This window comes from uncultured Eudoraea sp., assembly GCF_947260015.1.
In the GTDB taxonomy this organism is placed as follows: domain Bacteria; phylum Bacteroidota; class Bacteroidia; order Flavobacteriales; family Flavobacteriaceae; genus Eudoraea.
Map to the genome: position 1 here is coordinate 25,996 of NZ_CAMYOM010000005.1, position 25,567 is coordinate 51,562.

Sequence of the window (25,567 nt, forward strand, 5' to 3'; positions counted from 1 at the left end):
CTGGATAAATATCATCCCAAATCTGTATTTTTGGTACAAATTGAACCAATATGTTAATAATCGGAATTGCGGGAGGGACAGGATGTGGTAAAACCACAGTTGTTAATCAAATTATTAACGAAATTCCTAATGAAGAAGTTGGATTAATATCTCAGGATTCATATTACAATGACCTGTCGCACCTAAGTTTTGACGAGCGTTCAAAAATTAATTTTGACCATCCCAGGGCAATTGACTTTGAGCTTTTGGCAGAACACCTTAACAAGTTAAGGCAGGGAGAGCCCATTGATCAGCCTGTATATTCCTTCCCAAAACACAATAGAACGAAAGACACGATAAGGACTCACCCGAGAAAAGTAATGATAATTGAGGGAATTTTGATCATGACTAACCCGGTTATCAGGGATATGTTCGATATCAAGATCTATGTACATGCCGATTCTGATGAACGGCTCATAAGGAGACTCAAACGGGATATAAATGAGAGAGGCAGGGGTTTATCGGAGGTTCTAAGCAGGTATCAAACCACTTTGAAGCCTATGCATGATCAATTCATAGAACCTACAAAGGAATATGCAGACATAATTATTCCAAATAATAAATACAATACGGTAGCCGTAGATATTGTGCGCACCATCATTAATGAAAAATTAAGCTAATGGGTTTTAAAGCTATCCGAAATAAGAAGTGGTTCGGAATATTGACAAATATTTATGTGCTGGTATTAACCGTCTTCGTCATATGGATGGCTTTTTTCGATACAAACTCTTTGCTTATACATATGGAGTTGAGGAAAGAAATCAAAAAATTAGAAAAGACCCAGGAATTTCTGAAAGAAGAAATAACTAAGGATAAAGAAATTATAGAACAACTCTCGGACCCCAAAGAATTAGAAAAATTTGCTCGGGAAAACTATTATCTTAAAAAAAAGAACGAGGAAATTTATTTGATTGAGTACGAGGATAGTACAAAACAGAAAGAAAATGAATAAAAAACAACTGTTTAAAGATTTCCCGGCGGTTTCTCAACAAGCCTGGAAGCAAAAAATACAAGCAGATCTAAAAGGCGCAGATTACAATGATACGCTGATATGGGAGTCACCGGAAGGCATTAAAGTGAAACCTTTTTACCAGGCTGATGATCTTAATGAAAGGCTCATAAGTTCGTCCTCTACCAAATCTGACTGGCTAATTGGGCAGCATATTTTGGTTACAGATGCCTCAAAAGCAAATAAAAAGGCTTTAAAGGCTGTCAAAAACGGAACTGAAAGTTTGATTTTCACCCTGGCCAATCCTGATTTGAAACCAAAGGTGATCTTAAAGGGTATTGATATAAATTCAATCCCTGTCCACTTTGAATTTCAATTTCTATCTCTGGCGTACATCATGGATCTTCTATCATATGCCGGTAGCGCTAAAGAGAATATTTATTTTCATATTGATATTTTGGGTAATTTTTGCAAAACTGGAAATTGGTTTACAGACTTTGAATCAGACCATGCTGCCCTGGAAGAAATTTTAAATGAGGCTGCAAACACCCCAACCTTAAGTATTGACGTTTCACTCTATCAAAATGCAGGAGCCAACCGAACCCAGCAACTAGCTTATGCTCTTGGGCACGCAAGTGAATATCTTAATTTTTTGAATAAGAAAAAGTTATTGCGTTCTGATCTGAAAGTTTGTTTTAAAATGGCTGTAGATGGAAATTACTTTTTTGAGATTGCTAAATTAAGAGCCTTACGCCTGCTCTGGAAAACACTTGCAGTTGAATTCGGAGTTTCTTCGGATTGTCATATTTTGGCTTGCCCCTCAAACCGAAACAAGACAATATATGACTACAATGTAAATCTACTTAGGACCACAACAGAGTGTATGTCTGCAATTCTCGGCGGAGCTGATACAGTTTATAATTTATCCTATGACGCCATATATCATGAAAATAATGAGTTTGGAGAAAGAATATCCAGAAATCAATTGCTTATTTTAAAAGGTGAAAGTTATTTGGACAAAATTGCGAATCCGTCAGATGGCTCATATTATATAGAGGTGATTACCCTGCAACTGGCAGAAAAGGCATTGGATATCTTTAAACAAATTGAGCAAGGTGATGGCTTTTTAAAACAATTAAAAGCTCATAATATTCAAAGGAAAATCAGGGAAAGTGCACTTAAACAACAAATTCGCTATGATGCCGGAGAGGAGGTATTATTAGGTAGTAATAAATACCCTAACGAAATGGACAAAATGAAGCAGGAATTACAAAAAAATCCTTTTGCCAAAAAAAATCCAAGGAAAACCATTATTGAACCAATAGCGGAAATCAGATTGTCAGAATCGTCAGAAAAAATAAGATTGGATCATGAGTAGAAAAGAGCTGCAACATCTAAATTTAAAAACTATTGATTCTTATAGACAAAAAGAATCAAAAAAACCCGACTTTATTACTGCCGAAGATATCCAGGTAAAATCCTTTATATCAAAAAATGATATTGAACATTTAGAGCATCTTAATTTTGCAGCCGGCATTCCCCCTAATTTAAGAGGCCCATATTCTACTATGTATGTTAGAAGACCGTGGACAATACGACAGTATGCTGGTTTCTCTACTGCACATGAAAGCAATGCCTTTTACAGGCGCAATCTGGCAGCTGGTCAAAAAGGTCTTTCTGTTGCCTTTGACCTGCCCACCCACAGAGGTTATGACAGCGACCACGAACGAGTGGTTGGAGATGTAGGTAAAGCCGGCGTGGCTATCGATTCTATTGAGGATATGAAAATTTTGTTCGATGGCATTCCCTTAGATAAAATGTCTGTATCAATGACCATGAATGGTGCGGTACTGCCAATTATGGCTTTTTATATAGTTGCCGCAGAGGAACAAGGAGTGTCTCCTGAACAACTCGCCGGGACCATTCAAAATGACATACTCAAAGAATTCATGGTTAGAAATACTTACATCTACCCACCTGCTCCTTCTATGCAGATAATTGCAGATATTTTTGAATTTACCAGTAAATATATGCCCAGATTTAATAGCATAAGTATTTCCGGCTATCATATGCAGGAAGCCGGTGCTACGGCAGATATTGAACTTGCCTACACTCTGGCGGATGGACTAGAATATATTAGAACTGGTTTAAAAGCAGGTCTGGATATTGATCAGTTTGCCCCCAGACTTTCTTTTTTCTGGGCTATTGGAATGAATCATTTTATGGAAATTGCCAAACTGAGGGCAGGAAGAATGCTTTGGGCTAAACTCGTGAAACAGTTTAATCCTAAAAATCCAAAATCTTTGGCACTCAGAACTCATTGTCAGACCAGTGGTTGGAGTCTTACCGAACAAGACCCCTTCAACAATGTTGCAAGAACTACAATTGAGGCGTTGGCAGCGGCTTTGGGAGGTACTCAAAGCCTGCACACGAATGCCTTAGATGAGGCCATTGCTTTACCCACTGATTTTTCGGCACGTATAGCAAGAAATACACAAATCTATCTTCAGGAAGAAACAAAAATCACAAAAACAGTCGACCCCTGGGCTGGTAGTTACTACGTAGAATATTTGACAAATGAATTATCCAAGAAAGCCTGGAAGCTTATTGAGGAAGTCGAGGAGCATGGTGGTATGACAAAAGCAATTGAAGCTGGTATCCCCAAAATGCGGATTGAACAAGCTGCCGCCAAAAAACAGGCTCGTATAGACAGCGGACAAGATATTATTGTTGGTGTCAACAAATATCAGTTGGAAGAAGAAGATGAATTGCAGATTCTGGAGGTAGATAATGCAGAGGTACGAAGACAACAACTAGAACGGTTAGAATCTTTAAAACAGAAAAGAGACAACGCAAAGGTAAAGCGTATACTGAAAAAAATAACAGAAGCCGCAAAAGATAAAACCGCAGCAAAATCTGGTCAGGGTGAAAACAATTTGTTAGCTTTAGCGATAGAAGCCGCCAGGGCTAAGGCCACTCTTGGAGAGATTAGTGATGCTCTGGAAGATGCTTTTGGAAGATATAAAGCAAAAATTCAATCGTTTACAGGAGTGTACGCAAAAGAAATTAAGGACGACCAGAGTTTTAAAAAGGCAAGAGAATTGGCCGATAAATTTGCAGCCCAAGAAGGTCGAAGACCTCGGATTATGGTTGCTAAAATGGGTCAGGATGGGCATGATCGCGGTGCGAAAGTTGTCGCTACCGGGTATGCAGATCTCGGATTTGATGTTGATATAGGACCCCTATTCCAAACACCTGCGGAGGCAGCAAAACAGGCCGTGGAAAATGATGTTCATATTCTTGGTGTTTCTTCCTTAGCTGCAGGGCACAAAACCTTGGTACCACAGGTTTTGGAAGAGTTGAAAAAATATGGCAGAGAAGATATCATGGTAATTGTGGGGGGTGTAATTCCCAAACAGGATTATAACTATTTATTTGATGCCGGAGCTGCAGCTGTTTTTGGACCAGGCACCAAAATTAGTGATGCAGCTATCCAGATACTTGATATTTTAATAGATTAATTGGTTAGGATACCTTACCCAATGGCTTAATAGCTTTACTTTAACCAACTTTAACGCTTTTGTCAGAGTTATTCACTTTGTGTTAACAAAATACTTTTTTGTGCATTGTAAATAATCGTATTTTTAACCCCTAACTTACTTCAATTATGGGCAAGATTATTGGGGTGTACTTGAAAAAAAAGTGTTATTAATTGATGCCGACCCCCAGGCCAATGCTACGTCTGGATTAGGTATTAATGCAGATGAGATTCAAATTGGTACTTACCAGTTGATGGAACATACAAAGACAGCTGGAGAAACAATTATTCAGACTTCATCTCCTAATGTAGATTTGATTCCCGCACACATAGATCTTGTAGCCATTGAAATAGAATTGGTCGACAAAGATGAAAGGGAATATATGATGAAGAAAGCCATTGGAGATTTAAGGGCGTTATACGACTATATTCTTATTGACTGCGCCCCCTCTTTAGGATTACTTACACTAAATGCCTTAACAGCTGCAGATTCTGTAATTATTCCCATACAATGTGAATATTTTGCTTTGGAAGGACTTGGTAAATTATTAAACACCATAAAAAGTGTACAAAGGATTCACAATCCTGAATTGGATATTGAAGGGATGTTGTTAACCATGTACGATTCCAGATTGAGACTGTCTAATCAGGTTGTGGAAGAGGTCAAGAAACATTTCTCTGATATGGTTTTTGATACTATAATTCAACGTAATGTTCGTTTGGGAGAGGCCCCCAGTCATGGAGAAAGTATCATAAAATATGATGCCAGTAGTAAAGGTGCAACAAACTACTTAAATATGGCTAACGAACTATTGAAAAAAAATAGAGAGAAGGTGTAATGGCGAAAGCAACCAGGAAACAGGCTTTGGGAAGAGGACTTTCTGCTCTGCTTAAAGATCCTGAAAATGATATTAATTCGGTATCGGACAGAAACGCTGATAAAGTTGTTGGTAATATAGTAGAACTAGATATTGATTCTATTGAGGTAAATCCTTTTCAGCCCCGTTCTCATTTTAATGATGATACCCTTCAGGAACTGGCTTCCTCTATAAAAGAATTAGGAGTTATTCAGCCAATTACAGTAAGAAAATCTGACTTTAATAAATTTCAGTTAGTTTCAGGAGAGAGAAGGTATAGGGCTTCTAAATTAATTGGACTTAGAACAATACCGGCATATATTAGAATTGCCAATGACCAGGAGTCTCTTGAAATGGCTCTCGTTGAAAATATTCAGCGCCAGGATCTGGATCCAATTGAAATTGCCCTTTCCTATAATCGTTTAATCAATGAAATAGGTTTGACCCAGGAAAAGTTAAGTGACCGGGTGGGTAAAAAAAGATCGACCATTGCAAATTATCTTCGCTTATTACGCCTGGACCCCATTATACAAACCGGAATGCGAGATGGCTTCATTTCTATGGGTCATGGTAGGACTCTGGTAAATATTGACCAAAAAGAAGATCAAATTAGCCTTTATGAAAAAATTGTAAAAAACAGTTTGTCCGTTAGAGAAACTGAGCGTCTTGTGCAGCGATATCACAAAGGACCTAATCAAAAGAAATCTTCAAACAAGTCGTCAGTAACAACAGATTTAATAAATAATGGCGCGAAACAACTTAAACACTATCTTTCTGCCAATATAACAGTCAATTCTACAGATGATGGTAAGGGTAAGATAAGTATTCCCTTCAGTTCAGAGGAAGATTTTCAGCGATTGAAAAAACTAATTACAGGTGAGTAAAAACCTTGTTTTTTTATGTTTATTATTGTTCCCTGTACTTTTTTCCTTGGCCCAGGAAGGTCAAAAAGAAAGTCCTAAGGATTCTGTTCCACAAAATTCAAAAAAACAAAAAATTGTTGTTGAAGGTAAAGTAGAAAAGAAGCGTATAAATCCCTTAGCGCCTAGTAGGGCCGCATTTTATTCTGCTATTCTGCCCGGATTAGGTCAGGCCTATAATAAGCGCTATTGGAAAATTCCTATTGTTATTGGTGCCATAGGCGTCGGAATCTATGCCTATAAGTATAATGATGATCTTTATGATCGTTTCCGAACGGCCTTTAAAAGAAGAAGAGCTGGTTTTACAGATGATGAATTCTATGATGTAAATGGTTCTGGAATAGTTCCTGGCAGTCCGGACTTATCAGACAGCGCCCTGCAGGATGGGCAGGAACGTTATCAAAGAGATCGCGATCTTGCATTATTTATCACCCTGGCATTATATGCTTTGAATATTATTGATGCCAATGTTGACGCACATTTAAAACAATTTAATGTAGATGACGATCTTAGTTTGGATATTAAACCGTATCTCGAATATAACCCAATAGTTGGAGACCCTAACTATGGAGTGGCTTTAACCATTAAATTCTAAAATATGCATATAGGTTTATTTGGATATGGGAAAATGGGAAAAATGATTGAAAAGATCGCTATCCAAAGAAATCATACGATAGTTGCTAAAGTAGATGTGGACACAAAAGAAGTTGACTATTCCGCAATGGATATGGCAATAGATTTTAGTAGTCCGCAGGCTGCATCTAATAATATTAAGAGTTGTCTTGAACACAATGTTCCGGTCATATCCGGTACAACAGGTTGGCTGAAAGATTACGACAAAGTGATTTCTTTATGTAAAGAAAAAAATGGGGCATTTATTTATGCTTCAAATTTCAGTTTAGGCGTAAATCTGTTTTTTGAATTAAACTGCTATTTAGCAAAAATGATGAGCAATTTACCCCAATACAGGGTGTCAATAGAAGAAACCCATCATCTACAAAAACTCGATGCCCCAAGTGGAACTGCAATTTCACTTGCTGAAGGTATTATTGAGAATTCTGATTATAAAGGCTGGCAAATGGAAAAATCACAAGACCAACATGTCTCTATAATTTCCAAAAGGATTGCGGATGAATACGGTACCCATGTTATTTCTTATGAAAATTTAGAAGACCAGATAGTTATAAAGCACAAAGCGAACAATAGGGAAGGTTTTGCATTAGGTGCAGTAGTTGCGGCGGAATGGCTAAATGGAAAAAAAGGTGTCTTCACCATGAAGGATGTGTTAAACCTCGGTTAATTTTGGTAACAAATCGGACGAAATTACGTCTTAAAAAATATATATAAGAGTATGAATAGTACAAATTGGATCATCTTTATTTTAGTTATACAAGTCATTCATTTTTTAGGGACCTGGAAGCTATATATTAAAGCAGGAAGAAAACCTTGGGAAGCTGCTATTCCAGTATATAATGCCATTGTATTAATGCAAATTATAAGAAGGCCTAAATGGTGGGTAATACTTCTTTTCATTCCTATAATTAATCTTCTGATGTTTCCTGTAATTTGGGTTGAAACTATACGAAGTTTCGGTAAAAATAGCCTTCTTGATACGTGGTTGGTTATCCTAACCCTTGGATTTTATATTTACTATATTAACTATGCCGAAGATGTTACTTATATTGAGGATAGAAGTTTGCATCCAAAAAGTGGATTAGGAGAATGGGTAAGCTCCATTGTATTTGCTGTTGTGGCTGCAACACTGGTTCATACTTATTTTATTCAGCCATATGTAATCCCCACAGGTTCACTGGAACGTACCCTTAGAGTTGGTGATTTGCTTTTTGTGAGTAAGTTTCATTATGGGGCTCGTGCGCCCATGACCACCATAGCAGCTCCAATGGTCCATGATACAATTCCTGGCTTAGGTATAAGATCTTATCTGAAGAAACCTCAACTTCCTTATTTTAGATTAGCGGGATTTGAAAAGGTCAAAAAAAATGATATTGTTGTTTTTAGCTGGCCGGCAGATACGGTTCGCGTCTTTTTTAAGAAGGAAGAAGGGGTTAAAAAACCAATTGATAAAAAATCCAATTATGTAAAGCGTTGTGTTGGAACTCCTGGCGATTCGCTATCCGTAATTGATGGTTTAGTATACATCAATGCCAAACAGCTTCAGCTGTCAGACAGAGCTAAGCCTCAATATGATTATAATGTTTACTCACAGAAAGGAGTATCATCAAGGCTACTTATTAGTTTGGGAATAGATGAGTTTACAAGAAAATACTTGTCGGCTCCTTTAAACCAAAATCAATTTGAAGCTGTCAGTAAATACCTCATAGCTGGAGGTCAAAATGCGAAGGGTGAAATAGAGTTGATTACCGATGCAAGTGGAATTCCCCCAAAAGTTATTAGACAGGCAGGACTTTCTCTACGGGAAGAAACAGGACGCCAGCGCACAGTGACACTTACCGACGAAATGTTGGAAGAATTAAAAAGTAATACTGATATAGATTCTGTTGTAAAAATAGTAGAACCCAAAGGTGTAAAGGGTTATAATATATTCCCTCATGCTCCCGACTATCCCTGGAATAACGATAACTTTGGACCAATTTACATACCTAAGAAGGGAGTAACTATTAAGCTAACTCCAAAAGTTCTTCCACTTTATAAAAAGATAATTCGCGACTATGAAGAAAATACTGTCGGAGTTTCAGGGAATCAGATAAGTATAAATGGACAGGTTACAGACTCCTATACCTTTAAACAGGATTACTATTGGATGATGGGAGATAATAGAGATCACTCAGAAGATAGCCGGAGTTGGGGCTACGTCCCCGCTAATCATATTGTTGGCAAACCAATATTTATTTGGCTTAGCTTTGATAATTTCAACAAGGGAATTACTCATTGGAAACCCAGATGGGATAGGATTTTCACAACTGTTGGAGGTGATGGCGAACCCCGGTCTTATTTTAAGCACTTCCTTATTGCACTGGCGGCATGGTTTATATTTGATTACTTTTGGAAACGTAGAAAGAAGCTTAAAAAGTAATTATTTATTTTTTTGGGTGGAAAAAAAATACTAATTGATGAACTTGCTACTCCATCCTACCTACTTGCCTGATATTGCCACTTATGCAACTCTTGTGCAAAATAAAATAATCTGGGAAGTCTGCGACAATTATCAAAAACAAACCTATCGAAACCGGGCCTTCATTTGTACAGATCAGGGAAAATTTATGTTAAATATTCCAATTAAACATGTAGGTGGCAAGCAGGGCAGACAAAAGTATAAAGATGTAAGGCTGGATAATGATTACAGATGGCAGCGTCAACATTGGAGGACGCTTCAAACCGCATACAGGACATCTCCTTTTTTTGAATATTACGAAGATGATCTGGCTCCGCTTTTTATGAATAATTACTCCTATTTATTAGATTTTAATCTTAAGGCAATTGATATTATTGCCAGTTGCCTGCAATTCAACATTAACAACAGGCAAACTGATGTCTATGAGCCAAATCCCAAAACGGTTTTTGATGCCAGGTTTTTGGTACATGCCAAAAAAAAAATTAATATGAGGCAAAAAAGCTATATGCAGGTTTTTAATGCCAGGCATGGTTTTATTGAAAATTGTAGTGTTCTGGATTTGTTATTTAACGAAGGTACTGCCAGTCTTGATTATTTAATGAATCAAAATCTCAATTTTCTGAATGCTTAGATTCCTACTCCATTACGGTATTCATATAATAGTACCAATAGCAATTGGCCTAATATTTTTTAAAAATAATAGAATATGGATTATCCTAATTCTCCTTTCGGGAATCTTAATTGATGTAGATCATTTAATTGCTAATCCCATATTTGATCCCGGGAGATGCAGTATTAATTTCCACCCCCTTCATTCCTATTGGGCCATTGCGGTTTATATCTTGCTGTTTATTTTTAAGAAGACAAGGATAATCGGGCTTGCTTTACTCATTCACATACTGGCAGATTTGATTGATTGTTACTTCTTGTTGTCAGAGTCGAATTGACGTCAGTACCGGGTAGTGATCAGATAGTTTTAAGTCAAAGTTTTGATGTGTCATTACTTGCATGGTCTTATCCGCTAAAATAAAGTCGATGCGAAATGGAACAACTTTTAAATCAAAAGTTTTTCCAAAACCAATTCCTTTCTCGTCAAATGTATCTTGCATTTCACCCTTGGCAATACGATACACATTTGAAAATGGTGTATTGTTAAAATCCGCACATACTATAGTGCTGAACGGAGATTCTTTCCTGTGCCTATCAAATATTTGCGCCTGTTCTTCTTGTTTAATAAAAGTTTTTTCCATTTTACTATAAGCCCTAATCCCGCGTGCAACACTCTTTACCCTCCCTGGTATAATTTTAAATGATTGAAGATGAAGGTTATATATCCTAATAGTGTCCCCTTTATATTTAATATCTGCATAAATAGCATTGTTGGCAGTATCCGGAAATTCGAGAGAACCATTACCGACTATTGGGTATTTTGAAAAAATAGCCTGAATACTTTTCTGGGAGGTATATGGAGTTATGTATTTAAATGGATAATTTTTTAACTGTCCCAGTCCTATTCTGCTAGATTCCTGAAAACAGATTATATCAGGATCTTGTTCCGTGATAAAATTGACAATTTTATGCCCTGTTAATTCACTATTTTTCCTGCCTGCAAATCCAAAATCCCTGGAATTATAAGTCATAATACTCAGGTCTTTATCTTCAGGATATACATTGGAAGAACCAAATCTATAAAAAGAGCCAAAAGTCAAAAAGGAAATGAGAATAGCTGAAAATGACACTATAAATATCTTTTTTTTTCTAAAGCTCCAATAAAAAACAAATGGAATATTTATGATAAAAGTTATTGGAAAGAACAAACTCAAAAAAGCTAAAGGGAGAAATGTCTTTACAGAAATATATGGTGCCAGACATGACAATAAAAGGATTACCGCCACTATCAAGTTTAAAAAATAAACTATCTTATCAAAAAGGGATAATTCTCTCACAGATTAGTCCTCTTTACCCGCCTTAAATAAGAAATCCTTTTCTGATTTGGAGAGACTTTCATAACCCGATTTACTTATTTTATCAAGGATGGTATCAATCTTGCGTTGTTTACTTTCCCTGTCGTAATTTACATTTGAAACGCTATTTCCTTTTGCTCGGCGGTAGACGGTTTTTAAAGGCGCTTTTTTCTCTTTCTTCCTAAAAAGACCTCCAAGACTTTCCAACATTTTGGTAAATCCTTCTCCAATATCCCTGCCTTTTAGAAGTTGCCTGGCATACACATACCCGAGTAAAGCTCCTCCTAAATGGGCAAGATGCCCACCTGCATTTCCGCCGGATGGTATCTGAATTAAATCTACCAACACAAAGAAAGCTCCAATATACCACAACTTTACATTGAAAATAAATAGCCGTACCTCCTGGTTAGGAATATAGGTACATACAAAAATTAAAACAGCAGTCACACCAGCAGACGCACCAATAAGGGCGGCGTTGGTGGCTAAAAGAGCAGGAAATACATTATAGCTTAATAAAAAGATTAATCCTCCCAATATGACCCCCAAAAAATAAACGCTCATGAACTTTTTAGGCCCAAAAAGATTGAGGAATATCCTTCCCGAGAAATAAAGCATTATCATATTCCAAAATAAGTGCCAGATACCCCCGTGGAAAAAGGAATAAGTTACCAGTGACCAAGGTTGAGAAATAAAGTCGATAAAATCTTTAGGTAATTCAAACCAGCGGATCAATGAATTGGAAGGCATGCCCATTAAAAAAGTAAACAATCCGTTTATAATAAAAACAAATACGTTTACTGCAATTAATTTTTCTGCTACGTTTAGTCGCGCAAATTGATATTTCAAATTTCCCGTATCCATCTCAATTCCATCGATTTTTATTAAACTGGTTTTTTTTCCAGTACCACATCATAAGAAATCCAAATAGGGCACCACCTACATGAGCAAAATGTGCAATCCCATTACCAAATATGGAGTAACCAGTAACTCCTGAAAACAAATCGAGACCTATTAAAACAGGAATGAAAAATTTTGCCTTAATAGGTATTGGCAGGAAGATAAGGAATAATTCACTATTAGGATAAGACATCCCAAAGGCTACCAGTATCCCATATATAGCACCCGAAGCACCAACGGCAGGTGTGTTATAAGCACCTAAAAAATTATCTATGACACTCTTTGGAGCATAATTGTACCAGTCCGGACTATATTGTCCCCCCGCAATAATTTCCATAATCTGGCTTTTGGCTATTCCTGAATTCACAAGGACCTCAATCCCCTGATTGAAATAATAATAATTTACGCCCGAATGTATAAGTGCTGCCCCAATTCCAGCTGAGAAATAGAAAAACAAAAACTTATTCCGACCCCACATTCGCTCCAAAGGCGTACCAAAGGCCCAGAGCGCATACATATTAAATAAAATATGCATAAATCCGCCATGCATAAACATATGGGACAAAATCTGCCAAATTCCAAAATTCTCATTCTCCGGAAACCACAATGAAAACCATTGATACATCTGATCTCCAAATAGATTGGTCGCCACAAAGAACAACACATTAACAATTAGCAGATGCTTAATGGCATCGGTAAGTTTTCCCATCTATATAAATTTATTATCGATATCACGCTCGGTTATTGTAACGTAAATTAATTTGTTAAACGGACTTCGGTTAGTTTCCTTACATGCAAACAATGCATTTACTAAAGCCTGTTGTGACTCATTATCCAATATTTCTCCCGTTTTTACAGCCAAAGACTTACAAAGTGCTTTTGATAATACCTCAGACTGAGTAAATCCATTCCCATTTATCTCCATTTGATAATCAGAAATTAATTGATCCAGGATAATACCTATTTCACTCTCATTAATAAGCTGGGGAATTCCGGTTATTTGGAGTTCATCCTGTTTAAAAGCACCGAACGCAAAACCCAGTGATGTCAAACTACCTTTAATTTCTTTAAGAACAGCTAATTCAGTCTTTGAAAAAATTAGTGAGATAGGAAAAAGCAATTGTTGGCTTAAAGTTTCTTTTACCGTAATACTCTTAAGAAATTTTTCATATAGCACTCGTTGATGTGCACGTCCCTGGTCAATAATAAGCATCCCGGATTTTATGGTCGTTACAATATATTTTCTTCTGAGCTGAAATGTGGTTGCCCCTATTCCATCTAATTCCTGCTGTTCCTTAAAAATAGAACCTGTAATAGTGTCAGATTCAAAATGTACTGTACTAAAACCCTCACCCCTGCCAACTTTTGACTCCAAACCTACATACATACTTTCCCAATCCCCAGAAGACTGCCTTGTAAAAGACTTTTTATTACTATTTCCAAATCCGCTTTCCTTAAATGGATTATAATCAGGATCAATAGTAATTCCAGGCTGCTGTGCCTGTTTATTTAATAAAACATATGGTGTGTCTAAATTCTGATCTTTGTCAAAATCTAAAACCGGACTTACATTAAACTGACCTAAGCTATGTTTTATTGTTGATTTTAGTATAGCATATAAGGTATGTTCATCATCAAACTTAATTTCTGTCTTAGTAGGATGTATATTTATATCTATTGATGATGGATCTACCTCAAGATATAAAAAGTAGCCCGGACTTGTATCTGGTCTTAACAGCCCTTCAAAAGAAGCCATAACCGCATGATGGAGATACGGGCTTTTTATAAAGCGATTATTCACAAAGAAAAACTGTTCTCCCCTACTTTTTTTAGCGTATTCCGGTTTACAAATAAAACCTGATATCTTAACCACCCGGGTTTCTTCCTCTACAGGCACTAATTTTTCTTTTGTTTTAATTCCGAATATATGTACAACTCGTTTTTTTAAATTGGTTGAAGGCAAGTTGAATAGCTCACTGTTATTGTTATAAAAATAAAAATGCACCGATGAATGTGCAAGAGCTACCCGGTGAAATTCATCAGTTATGTGACGTAATTCTACCTGGTTAGACTTTAAGAATTTTCTCCTTGCCGGGATATTAAAAAAGAGATTCTTTACTGATACAGATGTTCCTTTTGGTGTTACGGTTACTTCTTGCGATAATACCTTACTCCCTTCAATTTTAAGAAGCGTGCCCACTTCATCTTCTGCCGGACGGGTATTCATTTCAACATGCGATATAGCAGCAATAGAGGCCAGAGCTTCTCCACGAAATCCTTTGGTGTCCAGGTGAAATAAATCCTCAGCACAATTGATTTTGGAAGTTGCGTGCCTTTCAAAACTCAATCTGGCATCCGTTACACTCATGCCCAATCCGTCATCGACAATCTGGATCAAAGTCTTCCCTCCGTCTTTTACAATTAATTTTATGGTAGTAGCTCCTGCATCAATGGCGTTTTCCAGCAACTCTTTTACCACAGAAGCCGGGCGTTGAACTACTTCACCCGCGGCAATCTGATTGGCCACGTGGTCCGGCAAAAGTTGTATAATATCTGCCATTAGTTTGAATAGAAGATTGATAAATCAAAATCGATAATATACAGGAATATTAGGATAAGGATAGCGATTATAATTAGCATTCTTAATTTTAAGTTTCGATCGCCAGATTTCCTGATATCACCCATTGCATTGCTAAACTTTCCCTTTAAACCTCTAGGCGCATCTATGGTAGTGCGATATTTATCAAGTTTTGGCTGCATTTTAAATGGGCTACCCTCACCCTTGTCGTCATAATAACGGGGTGTATAATTGTATTTTCTATTCTTACGAAGTTTTGAAAATTTTCCCATATACCTATGGTTCAAAGTTACTTAAAATCAAAAAAAATGAAGAGATAACCTTCCCAAAAATTGTTAACAGTTTACGGCATGCGCATTATTAAGATCACTTTTTACAATATAATCCAATTGTACCTAAATGTGAATAATAGGAAAAGGTATCAGCAGTAATTAGTTAAAGTAGTGCCATTTTAATTGCGGCAATTGCAGCTTCTGTTCCTTTATTTCCATACTTACCACCACTTCTGTCTTTTGCCTGTTGAAGATTATCATCAGTTAATACGCAAAAAATCACGGGGGTGTCGGTACTTACATTCAGGTCTTTTATTCCCTGGGCGGTGGCACTGCAAACAAAATCAAAGTGTTTGGTTTCACCGCGTATTACACTGCCTATTGCAATAACGGCATCCGGATTATTTTGCTGTATCATTTTTTTACATCCAAATATCAACTCAAAACTACCCGGAACATTCCATCTTAAAATGTTTCCTTGTTTTACACCGCAATCCAATAATGCGGTTTCAGCACCTTTAAAAAGGTCTTCCGTAATTTTTGAATTCCATTCTGAAACAACAATCCCAAACCGAAGAGCCTTTGCGTTTGGGATTGTTTTCTTGTCATAAACTGACAAATTTTTGTTGGACGTAGCCATTTACTTTTTGCTTTTAGCCATTCCTATAAAGGCATCTATGGTATTAGCTTCTTCCGAATTTGAAAATTCATCTTTAATTCTCTCGAAATACTGAAGTGCCTTATCATTCTGATTCAACTCTGAAGCAGTTACTCCGGCCTTATAAAGAAATCTTGGCGTGGTATAATCATTTATATTGTGCGTAAATGCCAACTCATAATACTCTAACGCATCTGCGGTTTGTCCTAATTGCAAAAAGGCATCTCCAATTCCCCCCTTCGCCAGGGCACCTAAGATGGCATCATCTGAAGAAAAGTTTTCCAAATGCCTGATAGCATCTTCGTATTGTTTCATGTTCAAATAAGCCATGCCCGCAGAATAATTTGCCAGGTTGGCTGCTTTTGTCCCTTTATATTCGTCGATAATATCCAGAAAACCATATTTGCCTTCGGCTCCATTTAATGCTAAACCAAACAATGAATCCTTTGCGGTTGTATTGTTTATAGCCTGATCAAAATATTGTTGTGGATAAAAAAGTTCATTGGCAGCATTTGCCTCTTTAGGTTTTTGAATAAACTGATTATAAGAAAGATAGCCCAACACAGCTATAGCAATCACACCTATCAGGCCAAGGATATAATTTTGATTTTTGGCCACCCATTGCTCAGATTTGGAAGCACTTTCATCCAGGCTGCTAAAAACCTCAGCTGTCGCACTATGCTTAGAATCAAATTCTCTTTCTTCGGCTTTGTTTTTAGGCTTGTAACCCCTTTTCTTATATGTTGCCATCTTTATATTTATTGGTCGCGCAAAAATAAAGTTTTTATCTAAAACCAAAAGCCAAATTATTCGTTATTTTTCGATAATTTGCACCTTCCATGTTTATTGCCAAATTATCTTCCCAATGTTTCTGAAGAATTTATCACTGGTTAACTACAAAAATTTTGAGGCGCAACAATATGAATTCGATTCCAAAACCAATTGTTTAGTTGGTGATAACGGTAAAGGAAAAACCAATGTTCTTGATGCTATTTACCACCTTGCATTTGGTAAAAGTTACTTTAATCCCCTGGCCAGTCAGAATATAAGGCACGGAGAGGAATTTTTTATCATTGAAGGTACTTTTAAACTCAAGGACAGGAACGAAAAGATTGTTTGCAGCCTTAAAAAAGGCATGAAAAAGATCATAAAACGAAATAATAAAGTTTATGATCGCTTATCTGATCATATTGGTCTATTACCTTTAGTTATTATTTCGCCTGCCGACAGAGATTTAATTCTTGAGGGAAGTGATATTAGAAGAAAATTTGTGGACAGTGTTATATCACAGTCAGATAAGGAGTATCTGCAAACGCTTCTTAAATACAATAAAATAATTCAACAGCGTAATACCCTTCTGAAATATTTTGCGGCTAACCATTCTTTTGACATGGCAACGATTTCTGTTTATAACGAGCAGTTAAACGGCTATGGAACAAGCATTTTCCAAAAACGTGCGACTTTTATCGAAGATTTTATTCCTATTTTTAAAGAGCAATACCTGGCAATTTCCGGAGGACATGAATTGGTTAACGTACATTATGATAGCAAATTATTCGAACAGGATTTTTTATCACTGCTTGAAAGCAATATTGAAAAAGACAGGGCATTGCAATACACCTCCACAGGAATACATAAGGATGATCTTCGCTTTGAAATTGAAGATCATCCTATAAAAAAATTTGGTAGTCAGGGACAGCAAAAATCATTTTTAATCGCTTTAAAGTTTGCTCAGTTTCATTTTCTAAAGGCACATGCCGGAACTACCCCGATAATGCTATTGGATGATATCTTTGACAAATTGGATGAGAATAGAGTAAAACATATTATTACCTTAGTTGATAATGAAAATTTTGGACAAATATTTATTAGTGATACACATCCGGAGCGGACCGAAAATGTTGTGAAATCTATTCATCAATCATATAAAATTTTTAACTTGTAGTATGCGTAAGCTGGCTTCTTTACTACTGTTTTTATGCTTTCTGGCATGTTCTGAAAAAATATCCGTTTCAGATTTAAATCATATCAACGGATATTGGGAAATTAAAGAAGTTAAATTTCCCGATGGAGAAAGCAAAGAATATGACGTAAATATGACTATTGATTATTTTGAATATAATAATATGAAAGGTTTTCGTAAGAAAGTACAACCCACATTTGATGGAACTTATATTACTTCCAATGATGCAACGTCATTCCAAATAAATGAAAGAGATGGTTTTTTTTGGATGAGTTACCAGAATGACTTAAGTTCATGGGAAGAGCAAATAACTAAGATTACTACATCCAATATGGTTATTAAAAATAAAGAAGGCCTGTATTATCATTACAGACGATTTCAGCCCATCAATGTTAATGTTAAAGAGTAATGGCTAAAGAAAAAAACCTACATTCCCTGAGTGAAGCTTTGAATGCATTTATTAAAGAAAATAAGTTGCAGAAAGGTATAGATAAGGTTATGGTTAAGAAAGCCTGGGAGAAGATAATGGACAATGGAGTGAATAACTATACTACCGCAGTAGAGCTGCGCAATGATACGCTTTTTGTCTCACTTTCATCTTCTGTATTACGAGAAGAACTAAGTCATGGAAAATCCAAAATCATTGATATGATCAATGAAGAAATGAATAAGGACCTAGTCAAAAATATTGTATTAAGGTAATTGGTAAGTTTTATTAATGGTTTTTTCGTACTATTCTCTTTAGTAAATTTCCCTGCCTGAAAAATGGAAACTTCCTTCTATAGCCGCATTTTCATCACTATCTGAACCGTGTATTGCATTCTCACCTATATCTTTAGCAAATAATTTTCGAATAGTTCCTTCAGCCGCTTCCGTAGGATTTGTAGCCCCTATTAATGCTCTAAAGTCATCTACCGCATTATCTTTCTCTAAAATAGCAGAAACAATAGGTCCTCTAGTCATAAACTGAATCAACTCACCAAAAAAGGGTCGGTCACTGTGAATGGCATAAAACTGCTGGGCATCGCGCCTGCTCAATTGAGTATATTTCATAGCTATGATCTTGAAACCTGCAGATGTAATTTTTTCTAAAATGGCTCCAATATGTCCATTTTCAACTGCATCTGGTTTAATCATTGTAAAAGTTCTGTTAGCCGTCATTTATAAAATTTTGGGCAAAAATACATTTTCTAGCAGCAAACTACAACATTAATAATTCTGTCTTATCTCAAGAGGCACAATCCCTTCATCTTCAACGATTTGTAATTGAACTTCCTTTGTAATCAAATTCAACTTTACCAGTCCAAAACTCTCTTTAGCAATAACACTACCCAGTCGATACGGATTGGGTTCCCCGGAAAAATCTGAATAACTGTGCGTAAGTCCGCTACTGGTAAAATCTATCAATGGGTAGGAAAGTCCCGGAATATTAATTTTAGAAAACTCAGAAATATGGCGATCCCCTGAAAGAATAATTACCCCTTTGGCCTTAGAATCAGCCAGTAATTGTTTAAATCTATCAACTTCATGGGGAAAATTTCCCCAACATTCAAAACCGTGCTCATTGGACAAGAACTGAATACTACTTACAACCAGATTAAAATCGGCTTCCGTATTATTCAACTCATTGCTAAGCCAATTCCATTGTGTTTCTCCTAGTAGGGTGCCCTTACCATATTGGTTGGGCTTATAACGTTTCTCAGTGTCTATGTCCGGGGTTAATACTGTTCTAAAATATCGAGTATCTAGGACTATTATCTTTATTTTACCCAGACTTCCGCTATAGTTATAGGCAAAATATACACCCTCCTGACTTCGTCTCGGATGATTTGCCGGTACTTCCATAAAATCTAAAAAAGCCTGTTGGCTTTGTTTTTTAGAAACATATTCTGTGCCCCCATCATTTAATCCATAGTCATGATCGTCCCAGGTTCCTATTACCTGCGTACTTTTTTTTAATTTTTTATAGCCCGAAACCTTATTTTGGGCACTATATAGTTGTCTTATTTCAGTTACATCTTCTGAGTCAGCGTAAATTATATCACCCCCCCAAATCCATAATAATGGATTAGCTTCTTTTATGTCATCCCACAAAAGATTTTCTAAGTTATGCTTATTACAAGAACCAAAAGCAATTGTAATTTCCGCATCCGGAACAGTTGTTTTAACCGATTTTTTTTGGGTGGCACAACCGTAGGCAAAAGCAAACACGATTACAACAACGAATGATTTATACATGAATCAAATGATTTAGCATACAAAAATAAACTTTTATAAAAAGGAATATTAGTCCGTCATGAGAATACTTTTAGACTCTATTTTAAAGCTGGTTAAAAGAAGTATTCTACCGCCCCTTACCTTTGAAAATACCAGTATAGGGAATCTCCAATTTAATTGTATCTTTGCGCGCATGAATTCTGAGGATGTAAAGGCGCTAAAAGCACTGCTTTCAAAGCCACTAAGAATAGTTATTGTGCCACATAAAAACCCTGATGGTGATGCGATTGGCTCTTCGCTGGGTTTATGGCATTATCTTAAGTCAATTGGACATGAAGTAAGGGTAATTGTCCCCAATGATTATCCCAAGTTCCTAAAATGGATGCCAGGTACTAACGAAGTCCTTAATTTCGAAAGAGATAACGCTGCCGCAGTTCAATACCTTAATAGCTCTGACCTTTGTTTTACACTCGATTTTAATCAGCTGGGAAGAGTTGGACAGATGACGCCGATACTGGAAGGTTTGCAAGCCACTTTTATAATGATAGACCATCATCAGGCTCCCGATAATTACGCCCAAATAACATATTCAGATTCTAAAATGAGTTCTACGTCTGAAATGGTTTTTAATTTTATTAATTCTCTGGGTGATGTAAACATGATTACAAGTGAAATTGCTGATTGTTTGTATGCAGGAATTGTTACAGATACAGGCTCTTTTAAGTATTCGTCAACAACCAGTAAAACGCATCTGGTTGCAGCTGAGCTGATAAATAAAGGGGCAAATAATTTTGAAGTGCAAAATCAAATATTTGACACTAACACCCCTAGTAAGTTACAACTCTTGGGTTGTGCATTAAAAAACATGGTCATCCTAAAGGAATATAACACTGCTTATACCTGTTTGAGTCAGGAAGAATTGGATGCCCACAATTATAAAAAAGGAGATACCGAAGGATTTGTAAATTATGGCCTTACGCTTCAGAATATTCTATTTGCTGTTATTTTTATTGAGAATAAAGAAGAAAGAATAATTAAGATTTCATTTCGTTCTGAAGGAAATTTCTCAGTTAATGAATTTGCTAGAAATCACTTTCATGGAGGTGGGCACACCAATGCGGCAGGAGGAAGAAGTGAAAGTGATATGGAGGGCACAATAAAACATTTCGAAGCCTTATTGGAAAACTATAGAGACCAGCTTAGCAAATGAAGAACTTCCTTTATGTAATACCAATCATATGTCTTATAGCTTGTGGCGAACCTGAACCCAGGCGGCCCATTAAAACTCAGTCCGGAAGCCTTATTAATGCTTCTGTTCAAAGAAACATAGAGCTGTTAAATCAAGAGGAGCAGATTATTCAACAAATCATAGCAAATGATACTCTTCATCACTACCTGGCATCGGCCACAGGATCCTGGTACTTTTATAGTGCTATAAATGAGGAAAGTGATTACACTCCCCTTCCCGATGATTTGGTGACTCTTAATTACAATTTAGTTAGTCTTCAGAATGATACCATCTATTCTATGGAGGAAATAGGGACTATCCGGTATAAAGTAGATAAACAGGAATTATTTCCAGGCCTGCGCAGTAGCGTAAAACTTCTTAAAGAAAATGAAACGGCCACTTTCTTTTTTCCCTCTGCCATGGCATATGGCTATCACGGGGATAATAACAAAATTGGACCTAACGTAGCACTTAAGTCCACCATTAGCATTCTAAAAATTGATAAACAAAAAGAAAATCTTGATAATTAAACTTTTAAAAATGAAAAAATTAATAGTAATAGTTTTAATTGGCATATCAGCATTAACAAGCTGTACATCAAGCAAGTACCGGGATCTGGGAGATGGTTTATTCGCAGATTTAAATACCAGCCAAGGAGACATCATTATAAAGCTCGAAATAGAAAAAACTCCTGTAACAGTGGCCAATTTCGTTTCCCTGGCAGAGGGTAACAATCCTTTTGTAAGTGAAGAGTATAAAGACCGTAAGTACTATGATGGTACAATTTTTCACAGAGTCATTAAAGATTTTATGATTCAGGGTGGTGATCCTACTGGTACAGGTAGCGGTAACCCGGGGTATAAGTTTAAAGATGAATTCAATGATTCCCTTGTACATAATAAGTCTGGTATTCTTTCTATGGCTAATTCGGGGCCAAAAACTAATGGAAGTCAGTTTTTCATAACTCATAAAGAAACCCCTTTTCTCAATGGTAAACACAGTGTTTTTGGAGCGGTTGTATCGGGAATGGATGTTGTAGATTCCATTGCCAATGTAAAAACCTATGCAGAACCGAACAAAAAGGACAAACCCGTCGTTGATGTAGTAATAAATTCCGTGTACATCGTTAGAAATGGAAAAGAGGCCAAGAATTTTGATGCTGTACAAGTGATGACAGATTATTTTGCAGAGGAAGAAGCTATTATTGCGGCTATGGCCAAGGTTAAAACCGATTTCGCAGCGGAAATTAAACAACAACAGGAAAATGCAAAAGAACTTCCGTCTGGTTTAAAAATCCTAACTCTACAAGAAGGAACCGGTGCTAACCCAAAGATTGGTGATAAAGTATTAGTGTATTATGCTGGCTGGCTGGAAGATGGAACTCTTTTCGACAGTAATTATGAAGAAGTTGCTATCAAGTTTGATAAATTCGATGAAAGAAGAAAACAAGGAGGAGGTTATGAACCCTTTCCAATGGATTACAGTCCCGATTCAAGGCTTGTAGCTGGTTTCAAAGAGGGTTTATTAGGTATGAAAATTGGAGACAAAATCAGGATATTTATTCCACCACATTTGGGTTATGGCGAACAAGGCGGAGGTCCAATCCCTCCAAATGCTGATCTCATTTTTGACCTGGAGATTATAGGTATTGCCGAGTAAAAAAGGCCCGAAAATTTTCGGGCCCTTTTTTATTTAAGGCGTATTCTTTAAAATCTGTAATAGAAAGATCCAAAACTTTTTTACTGAAGAGATACTTACTCTTTCATCCGGAGAATGTGCACCTTTAATGGTAGGCCCGAAACTTATCATATCCATTTCAGGGTAATTTTTTCCGAGAATACCACATTCCAATCCGGCATGACAAGCTACTACTTGTGGCTTTTCATTAAAAAGGATTTCGTACTGATCTTTAAGCACTTCTAATATCTCAGAATTCGGATTTGGGCTCCATCCCGGATATTCCCCAGTTAAAGTAACTGAACAATCTGCAAGCTCAAAAACGGATTTGAGAGAATTAGCCAAATCAAATTTGGCGGTATTTACTGAAGATCTGGTAAGACATCCAATACTAATCTTCCCGGATTTGACTTGAATTCTGGCAATGTTATTGGAAGTTTCCACCAATTCGGGAATTGCTGCACTCATTGCATAAACGCCGTTATGAGCTGCATATACAGCTCTTAAAATTTTATCCTGAGCGGTTTTTTCCATCATCTTTACCGGCATTTTAACTTTGTTCAGGCTAATATTCAACTTGGTTTCAACAAATGAATTCTCACTTTTAATGTCCTCTACCCATTCCGTTATTTTAACTTCAAAATCTTCTTTTTGGTCTGCTCTTAAAACAACTGTTGCAAAACTCTCGCGAGGAATTGCATTCCTCAAACTTCCTCCATCAATTTGTGACACTCCAATACCGAATTCTTCTGTACTTTTAAACAAAAGGCGGTTCATTATTTTATTTGCATTCCCAAAACCTCGGTGTATATCCATACCACTATGTCCGCCGTGTAATCCTTTGACGCTTATGCCGTATGCAATCGACTCTTTTGGCACTGTTTGTTCCTCATAGGTTCTGGTTGCTGTAATATCTATCCCGCCGGCGCATCCAATATCTATTTCGTCATCTTCTTCAGTGTCTAAATTCAATAAAATCTGACCCTTGAGGACACCTCCTTTTAGTCCCATTGCCCCCGTCATACCAGTTTCTTCATCAATAGTGAACAAGGCTTCAAGAGGGGGATGTGGAATATCATGGCTTTCTAGTAAACTCATAATCGCTGCTACTCCCATCCCGTTATCTGCACCAAGAGTTGTTCCCCTGGCTCTAACCCAATCACCATCCACGTACATCTCAATTCCCTGAGTATTAAAATCGAAATCTGTAGAAGAATTTTTTTGATGAACCATGTCTAAATGAGATTGAAGTGTAATTGTTTTACAATCTTCCATTCCAATCGATGCCTCTTTTCTGATAATAACATTGCCTACTTCATCTTTAAAGGTCTCTAATTGCAAAGACCTGCCAAAATTCAGCATGAATTCAATTACTTTTTCTTCCTTCTTGGAAGGACGTGGTACGGCATTAAGTTTTGAGAAATTATTCCAGATTCTATTTGGTTCTAATTGTTCTATTTCTTGGTTCATATTTTACTTTAAGAATCAAAAATACATATTGAAAATGAACCAAGCGAGATAATTGTTATTTTTGAATTCATGAATAATAGGTTGAAGAATGGAATTGCATTATCCATTATCCCGCAAATAATAATAGTCAAGTGTCTCGGGAGTTATCCGGAGCTTGTTGAAAATTATTACAGCAAAGGCCTGTATCCCCTTATTTCACACTTTTTTCGGATCGCATTTGGATGGCTTCCCTTCTCCATTGGCGATCTAATTTACACCATCCTAATAATACTTGCCATCCGGTATATAATTATCAAAAGAAATCAAATAAGAAAAAACCTGAAACTATTCTTTAGGGATATAGTTTTAATACTTTCCGTAGCCTACTTCACATTTCATCTCATGTGGGGTTTCAATTATTACCGAGTTCCACTTTCTCAAACACTTGACCTAAAAGACACCTATACGACCAATGAATTGATAATGTTTACAGAAAAGCTCATAGAAAGGACAAATAAACTTCAGTATGAAGTAACTTCAGACACTTCAATAGCGGTAAATATCCCGTATAATCAAAAGGAAATCTTTCAAAAGACCCTGGAGGGGTACACAAATCTCGGAATTAGGTATCCGTTTTTTAGTTACAAGAATCCAAGTTTAAAAAAATCTATTTTTAGTACTGCCCTCACTTATATGGGATATGGCGGCTATCTTAACCCTTTTACAAATGAGGCTCAGGTGAATAGCAAAATACCTAATTTCAGATTTCCGGTGATTACGGGCCATGAAATAGGACATCAGGTTGGTTATTCTGCAGAAAACGAAGTTAATTTTATAGGATTCCTCGTTACAGCCAATAATAAAGATATTTACTTTAAGTATTCTGCCGCAGCATATGCACTTAGTTACTCATTAAGTGAAATAAAATTAAGCGATGAAGCGAAATTTCGTGAATTATATTCCAGCTTAAACCGGGGTGTTCAAAAAAACTACGAAGAGTTGAATAAATTTTGGCTGGCCTATGAAAATCCTTTTGAGCCTGTGTTTAAGTCAATTTTTAATACATTTCTGAAAGCGAACAACCAGGAAGAGGGGATAAAAAGTTATAGACTTATTGTTACACTCTTGGTTACCTATGATATAAAATATCCGATTGAATGAGTGCCTTAATCGATTTTTAGTTGATAAAGTGGATGCCTCTGATATTCTTAACTTTACTCCTGTATCCTTTCAACTATTTTACTGCCAACCGGCATGCATTAAATAG

The 25,567-nt window shown here is 36.6% G+C and carries 28 protein-coding genes and 1 pseudogene; 19 read left to right on the top strand and 10 right to left on the bottom strand.

Features of this window, described 5'->3' with window-relative positions:
- Positions 1–50 precede the first annotated feature (50 nt).
- From udk to Q0X66_RS03915, 11 genes and pseudogenes are all read left to right on the top strand, one after another.
- Entirely contained in the window at positions 51–659 is a 609-nt protein-coding gene (gene udk, locus Q0X66_RS03865; protein ID WP_297703381.1) for a uridine kinase, read from the top strand.
- Entirely contained in the window at positions 659–991 is a 333-nt protein-coding gene (locus Q0X66_RS03870; protein WP_297703383.1) for a septum formation initiator family protein, read from the top strand. Before udk ends, Q0X66_RS03870 begins: the two co-directional genes overlap by 1 nt.
- Positions 984–2,366 carry a methylmalonyl-CoA mutase subunit beta gene (locus Q0X66_RS03875; protein WP_297703385.1) on the top strand — a complete coding sequence of 461 codons (1,383 nt, stop codon included), beginning with the start codon at positions 984–986 and terminating at the stop codon, positions 2,364–2,366. The genes Q0X66_RS03870 and Q0X66_RS03875 overlap by 8 nt, the downstream gene beginning before the upstream one ends.
- Positions 2,359–4,509 carry a methylmalonyl-CoA mutase gene (scpA, locus tag Q0X66_RS03880; RefSeq protein WP_297703386.1) on the top strand — a complete coding sequence of 717 codons (2,151 nt, stop codon included), beginning with the start codon at positions 2,359–2,361 and terminating at the stop codon, positions 4,507–4,509. Before Q0X66_RS03875 ends, scpA begins: the two co-directional genes overlap by 8 nt.
- A 163-nt stretch (positions 4,510–4,672) precedes the next feature.
- Positions 4,673–5,365: pseudogene (locus Q0X66_RS03885) on the top strand (AAA family ATPase); the annotation flags it as partial.
- Positions 5,365–6,267 carry a ParB/RepB/Spo0J family partition protein gene (locus Q0X66_RS03890; RefSeq protein ID WP_297703388.1) on the top strand — a complete coding sequence of 301 codons (903 nt, stop codon included), beginning with the start codon at positions 5,365–5,367 and terminating at the stop codon, positions 6,265–6,267. The pseudogene Q0X66_RS03885 and the gene Q0X66_RS03890, both read left to right, overlap by 1 nt.
- Positions 6,260–6,898, top strand: coding sequence for a DUF5683 domain-containing protein (locus Q0X66_RS03895; RefSeq protein ID WP_297703390.1), 639 nt, complete (start codon positions 6,260–6,262; stop codon positions 6,896–6,898). Before Q0X66_RS03890 ends, Q0X66_RS03895 begins: the two co-directional genes overlap by 8 nt.
- Positions 6,899–6,901: 3 nt before the next feature.
- Positions 6,902–7,603 (top strand): 4-hydroxy-tetrahydrodipicolinate reductase, encoded by a 702-nt coding sequence (dapB, locus tag Q0X66_RS03900; RefSeq protein WP_297703392.1) that lies wholly within the window; start codon positions 6,902–6,904, stop codon positions 7,601–7,603.
- A gap of 51 nt (positions 7,604–7,654) precedes the next feature.
- Positions 7,655–9,358 (top strand): signal peptidase I, encoded by a 1,704-nt coding sequence (lepB, locus tag Q0X66_RS03905; RefSeq protein WP_297703394.1) that lies wholly within the window; start codon positions 7,655–7,657, stop codon positions 9,356–9,358.
- A gap of 37 nt (positions 9,359–9,395) precedes the next feature.
- Positions 9,396–10,028, top strand: coding sequence for a WbqC family protein (locus tag Q0X66_RS03910; RefSeq protein ID WP_297703396.1), 633 nt, complete (start codon positions 9,396–9,398; stop codon positions 10,026–10,028).
- A complete protein-coding gene (locus Q0X66_RS03915) occupies positions 10,021–10,344 on the top strand; it encodes a DUF6122 family protein (RefSeq protein WP_297703399.1) in 324 nt (107 codons plus the stop codon). Before Q0X66_RS03910 ends, Q0X66_RS03915 begins: the two co-directional genes overlap by 8 nt.
- Here Q0X66_RS03915 and Q0X66_RS03920 read toward each other — a convergent pair.
- On the bottom strand, positions 10,330–11,136 hold the full coding sequence (locus tag Q0X66_RS03920) for an endonuclease/exonuclease/phosphatase family protein (RefSeq protein ID WP_297703401.1): 807 nt from the start codon (positions 11,134–11,136) through the stop codon (positions 10,330–10,332). The two genes, Q0X66_RS03915 and Q0X66_RS03920, sit on opposite strands and share 15 nt — an antisense overlap.
- 52 nt (positions 11,137–11,188) lie before the next feature.
- Between Q0X66_RS03920 and Q0X66_RS03925 the strand changes: the two genes are divergently transcribed.
- A complete protein-coding gene (locus Q0X66_RS03925) occupies positions 11,189–11,311 on the top strand; it encodes a hypothetical protein (protein WP_297703403.1) in 123 nt (40 codons plus the stop codon).
- Positions 11,312–11,346: 35 nt separating this feature from the next.
- Here the strand turns inward: Q0X66_RS03925 and Q0X66_RS03930 are convergent, their stop codons facing one another.
- From Q0X66_RS03930 to Q0X66_RS03955, 6 genes are all read right to left on the bottom strand, one after another.
- Positions 11,347–12,222, bottom strand: coding sequence for a rhomboid family intramembrane serine protease (locus Q0X66_RS03930; RefSeq protein WP_297703406.1), 876 nt, complete (start codon positions 12,220–12,222; stop codon positions 11,347–11,349).
- A 1-nt stretch (position 12,223) separates the two neighbouring features.
- On the bottom strand, positions 12,224–12,967 hold the full coding sequence (locus Q0X66_RS03935; RefSeq protein ID WP_297703408.1) for a rhomboid family intramembrane serine protease: 744 nt from the start codon (positions 12,965–12,967) through the stop codon (positions 12,224–12,226).
- Positions 12,968–14,818: a DNA mismatch repair endonuclease MutL gene (gene mutL, locus Q0X66_RS03940; protein WP_297703409.1), complete on the bottom strand. Its 1,851-nt coding sequence runs from the start codon at positions 14,816–14,818 to the stop codon at positions 12,968–12,970. It abuts the gene before it with no gap.
- Complete coding sequence (locus Q0X66_RS03945) at positions 14,818–15,108, bottom strand: riboflavin synthase subunit beta (protein WP_297703411.1); 291 nt, start codon at positions 15,106–15,108, stop codon at positions 14,818–14,820. Before Q0X66_RS03945 ends, mutL begins: the two co-directional genes overlap by 1 nt.
- Positions 15,109–15,271: 163 nt before the next feature.
- A complete protein-coding gene (gene ribH, locus Q0X66_RS03950; protein WP_297703413.1) occupies positions 15,272–15,748 on the bottom strand; it encodes a 6,7-dimethyl-8-ribityllumazine synthase in 477 nt (158 codons plus the stop codon).
- Positions 15,749–16,516 carry a tetratricopeptide repeat protein gene (locus tag Q0X66_RS03955; RefSeq protein WP_297703415.1) on the bottom strand — a complete coding sequence of 256 codons (768 nt, stop codon included), beginning with the start codon at positions 16,514–16,516 and terminating at the stop codon, positions 15,749–15,751.
- Between the two features lie 115 nt (positions 16,517–16,631).
- Between Q0X66_RS03955 and recF the strand changes: the two genes are divergently transcribed.
- The 3 genes from recF to Q0X66_RS03970 are packed head-to-tail and all read left to right on the top strand — an operon-like array spanning position 16,632 to position 18,431.
- On the top strand, positions 16,632–17,711 hold the full coding sequence (gene recF / locus Q0X66_RS03960) for a DNA replication/repair protein RecF (RefSeq protein ID WP_297703417.1): 1,080 nt from the start codon (positions 16,632–16,634) through the stop codon (positions 17,709–17,711).
- 1 nt (position 17,712) lies between these two features.
- Positions 17,713–18,138, top strand: coding sequence for a hypothetical protein (locus tag Q0X66_RS03965; protein WP_297703419.1), 426 nt, complete (start codon positions 17,713–17,715; stop codon positions 18,136–18,138).
- The gene (locus Q0X66_RS03970; protein ID WP_297703421.1) at positions 18,138–18,431 is read left to right on the top strand and encodes a DUF721 domain-containing protein; all 294 of its coding nucleotides are present in this window, start codon (positions 18,138–18,140) and stop codon (positions 18,429–18,431) included. The genes Q0X66_RS03965 and Q0X66_RS03970 overlap by 1 nt, the downstream gene beginning before the upstream one ends.
- 39 nt (positions 18,432–18,470) lie before the next feature.
- Here Q0X66_RS03970 and Q0X66_RS03975 read toward each other — a convergent pair whose 3' ends face one another.
- Both Q0X66_RS03975 and Q0X66_RS03980 read right to left on the bottom strand, forming a co-directional pair.
- The gene (locus Q0X66_RS03975; RefSeq protein ID WP_297703423.1) at positions 18,471–18,890 is read right to left on the bottom strand and encodes a nucleoside-diphosphate kinase; all 420 of its coding nucleotides are present in this window, start codon (positions 18,888–18,890) and stop codon (positions 18,471–18,473) included.
- 48 nt (positions 18,891–18,938) lie between these two features.
- Positions 18,939–19,967 carry an alkaline phosphatase D family protein gene (locus tag Q0X66_RS03980; protein ID WP_297703425.1) on the bottom strand — a complete coding sequence of 343 codons (1,029 nt, stop codon included), beginning with the start codon at positions 19,965–19,967 and terminating at the stop codon, positions 18,939–18,941.
- A gap of 172 nt (positions 19,968–20,139) precedes the next feature.
- On the opposite strand from Q0X66_RS03980, the gene Q0X66_RS03985 reads away from it, so the two are divergent.
- Genes Q0X66_RS03985 through Q0X66_RS03995 form a run of 3 tightly spaced genes read left to right on the top strand, consistent with a single transcriptional unit; the run spans position 20,140 to position 22,833 of the window.
- Positions 20,140–21,156, top strand: a complete 1,017-nt coding sequence (locus Q0X66_RS03985; RefSeq protein ID WP_297703703.1) for a bifunctional oligoribonuclease/PAP phosphatase NrnA — start codon at positions 20,140–20,142, stop codon at positions 21,154–21,156.
- On the top strand, positions 21,153–21,704 hold the full coding sequence (gene gldI, locus Q0X66_RS03990) for a gliding motility-associated peptidyl-prolyl isomerase GldI (protein ID WP_297703428.1): 552 nt from the start codon (positions 21,153–21,155) through the stop codon (positions 21,702–21,704). The genes Q0X66_RS03985 and gldI overlap by 4 nt, the downstream gene beginning before the upstream one ends.
- Before the next feature lie 10 nt (positions 21,705–21,714).
- Positions 21,715–22,833 carry a peptidylprolyl isomerase gene (locus Q0X66_RS03995; RefSeq protein ID WP_297703430.1) on the top strand — a complete coding sequence of 373 codons (1,119 nt, stop codon included), beginning with the start codon at positions 21,715–21,717 and terminating at the stop codon, positions 22,831–22,833.
- A gap of 33 nt (positions 22,834–22,866) precedes the next feature.
- Here the strand turns inward: Q0X66_RS03995 and Q0X66_RS04000 are convergent, their stop codons facing one another.
- Positions 22,867–24,321: an aminoacyl-histidine dipeptidase gene (locus Q0X66_RS04000; RefSeq protein ID WP_297703432.1), complete on the bottom strand. Its 1,455-nt coding sequence runs from the start codon at positions 24,319–24,321 to the stop codon at positions 22,867–22,869.
- Between the two features lie 69 nt (positions 24,322–24,390).
- Here Q0X66_RS04000 and Q0X66_RS04005 point away from each other — a divergent pair, with 69 nt between their 5' ends.
- Complete coding sequence (locus tag Q0X66_RS04005; RefSeq protein ID WP_297703434.1) at positions 24,391–25,461, top strand: DUF3810 domain-containing protein; 1,071 nt, start codon at positions 24,391–24,393, stop codon at positions 25,459–25,461.
- Positions 25,462–25,567 lie beyond the last annotated feature (106 nt).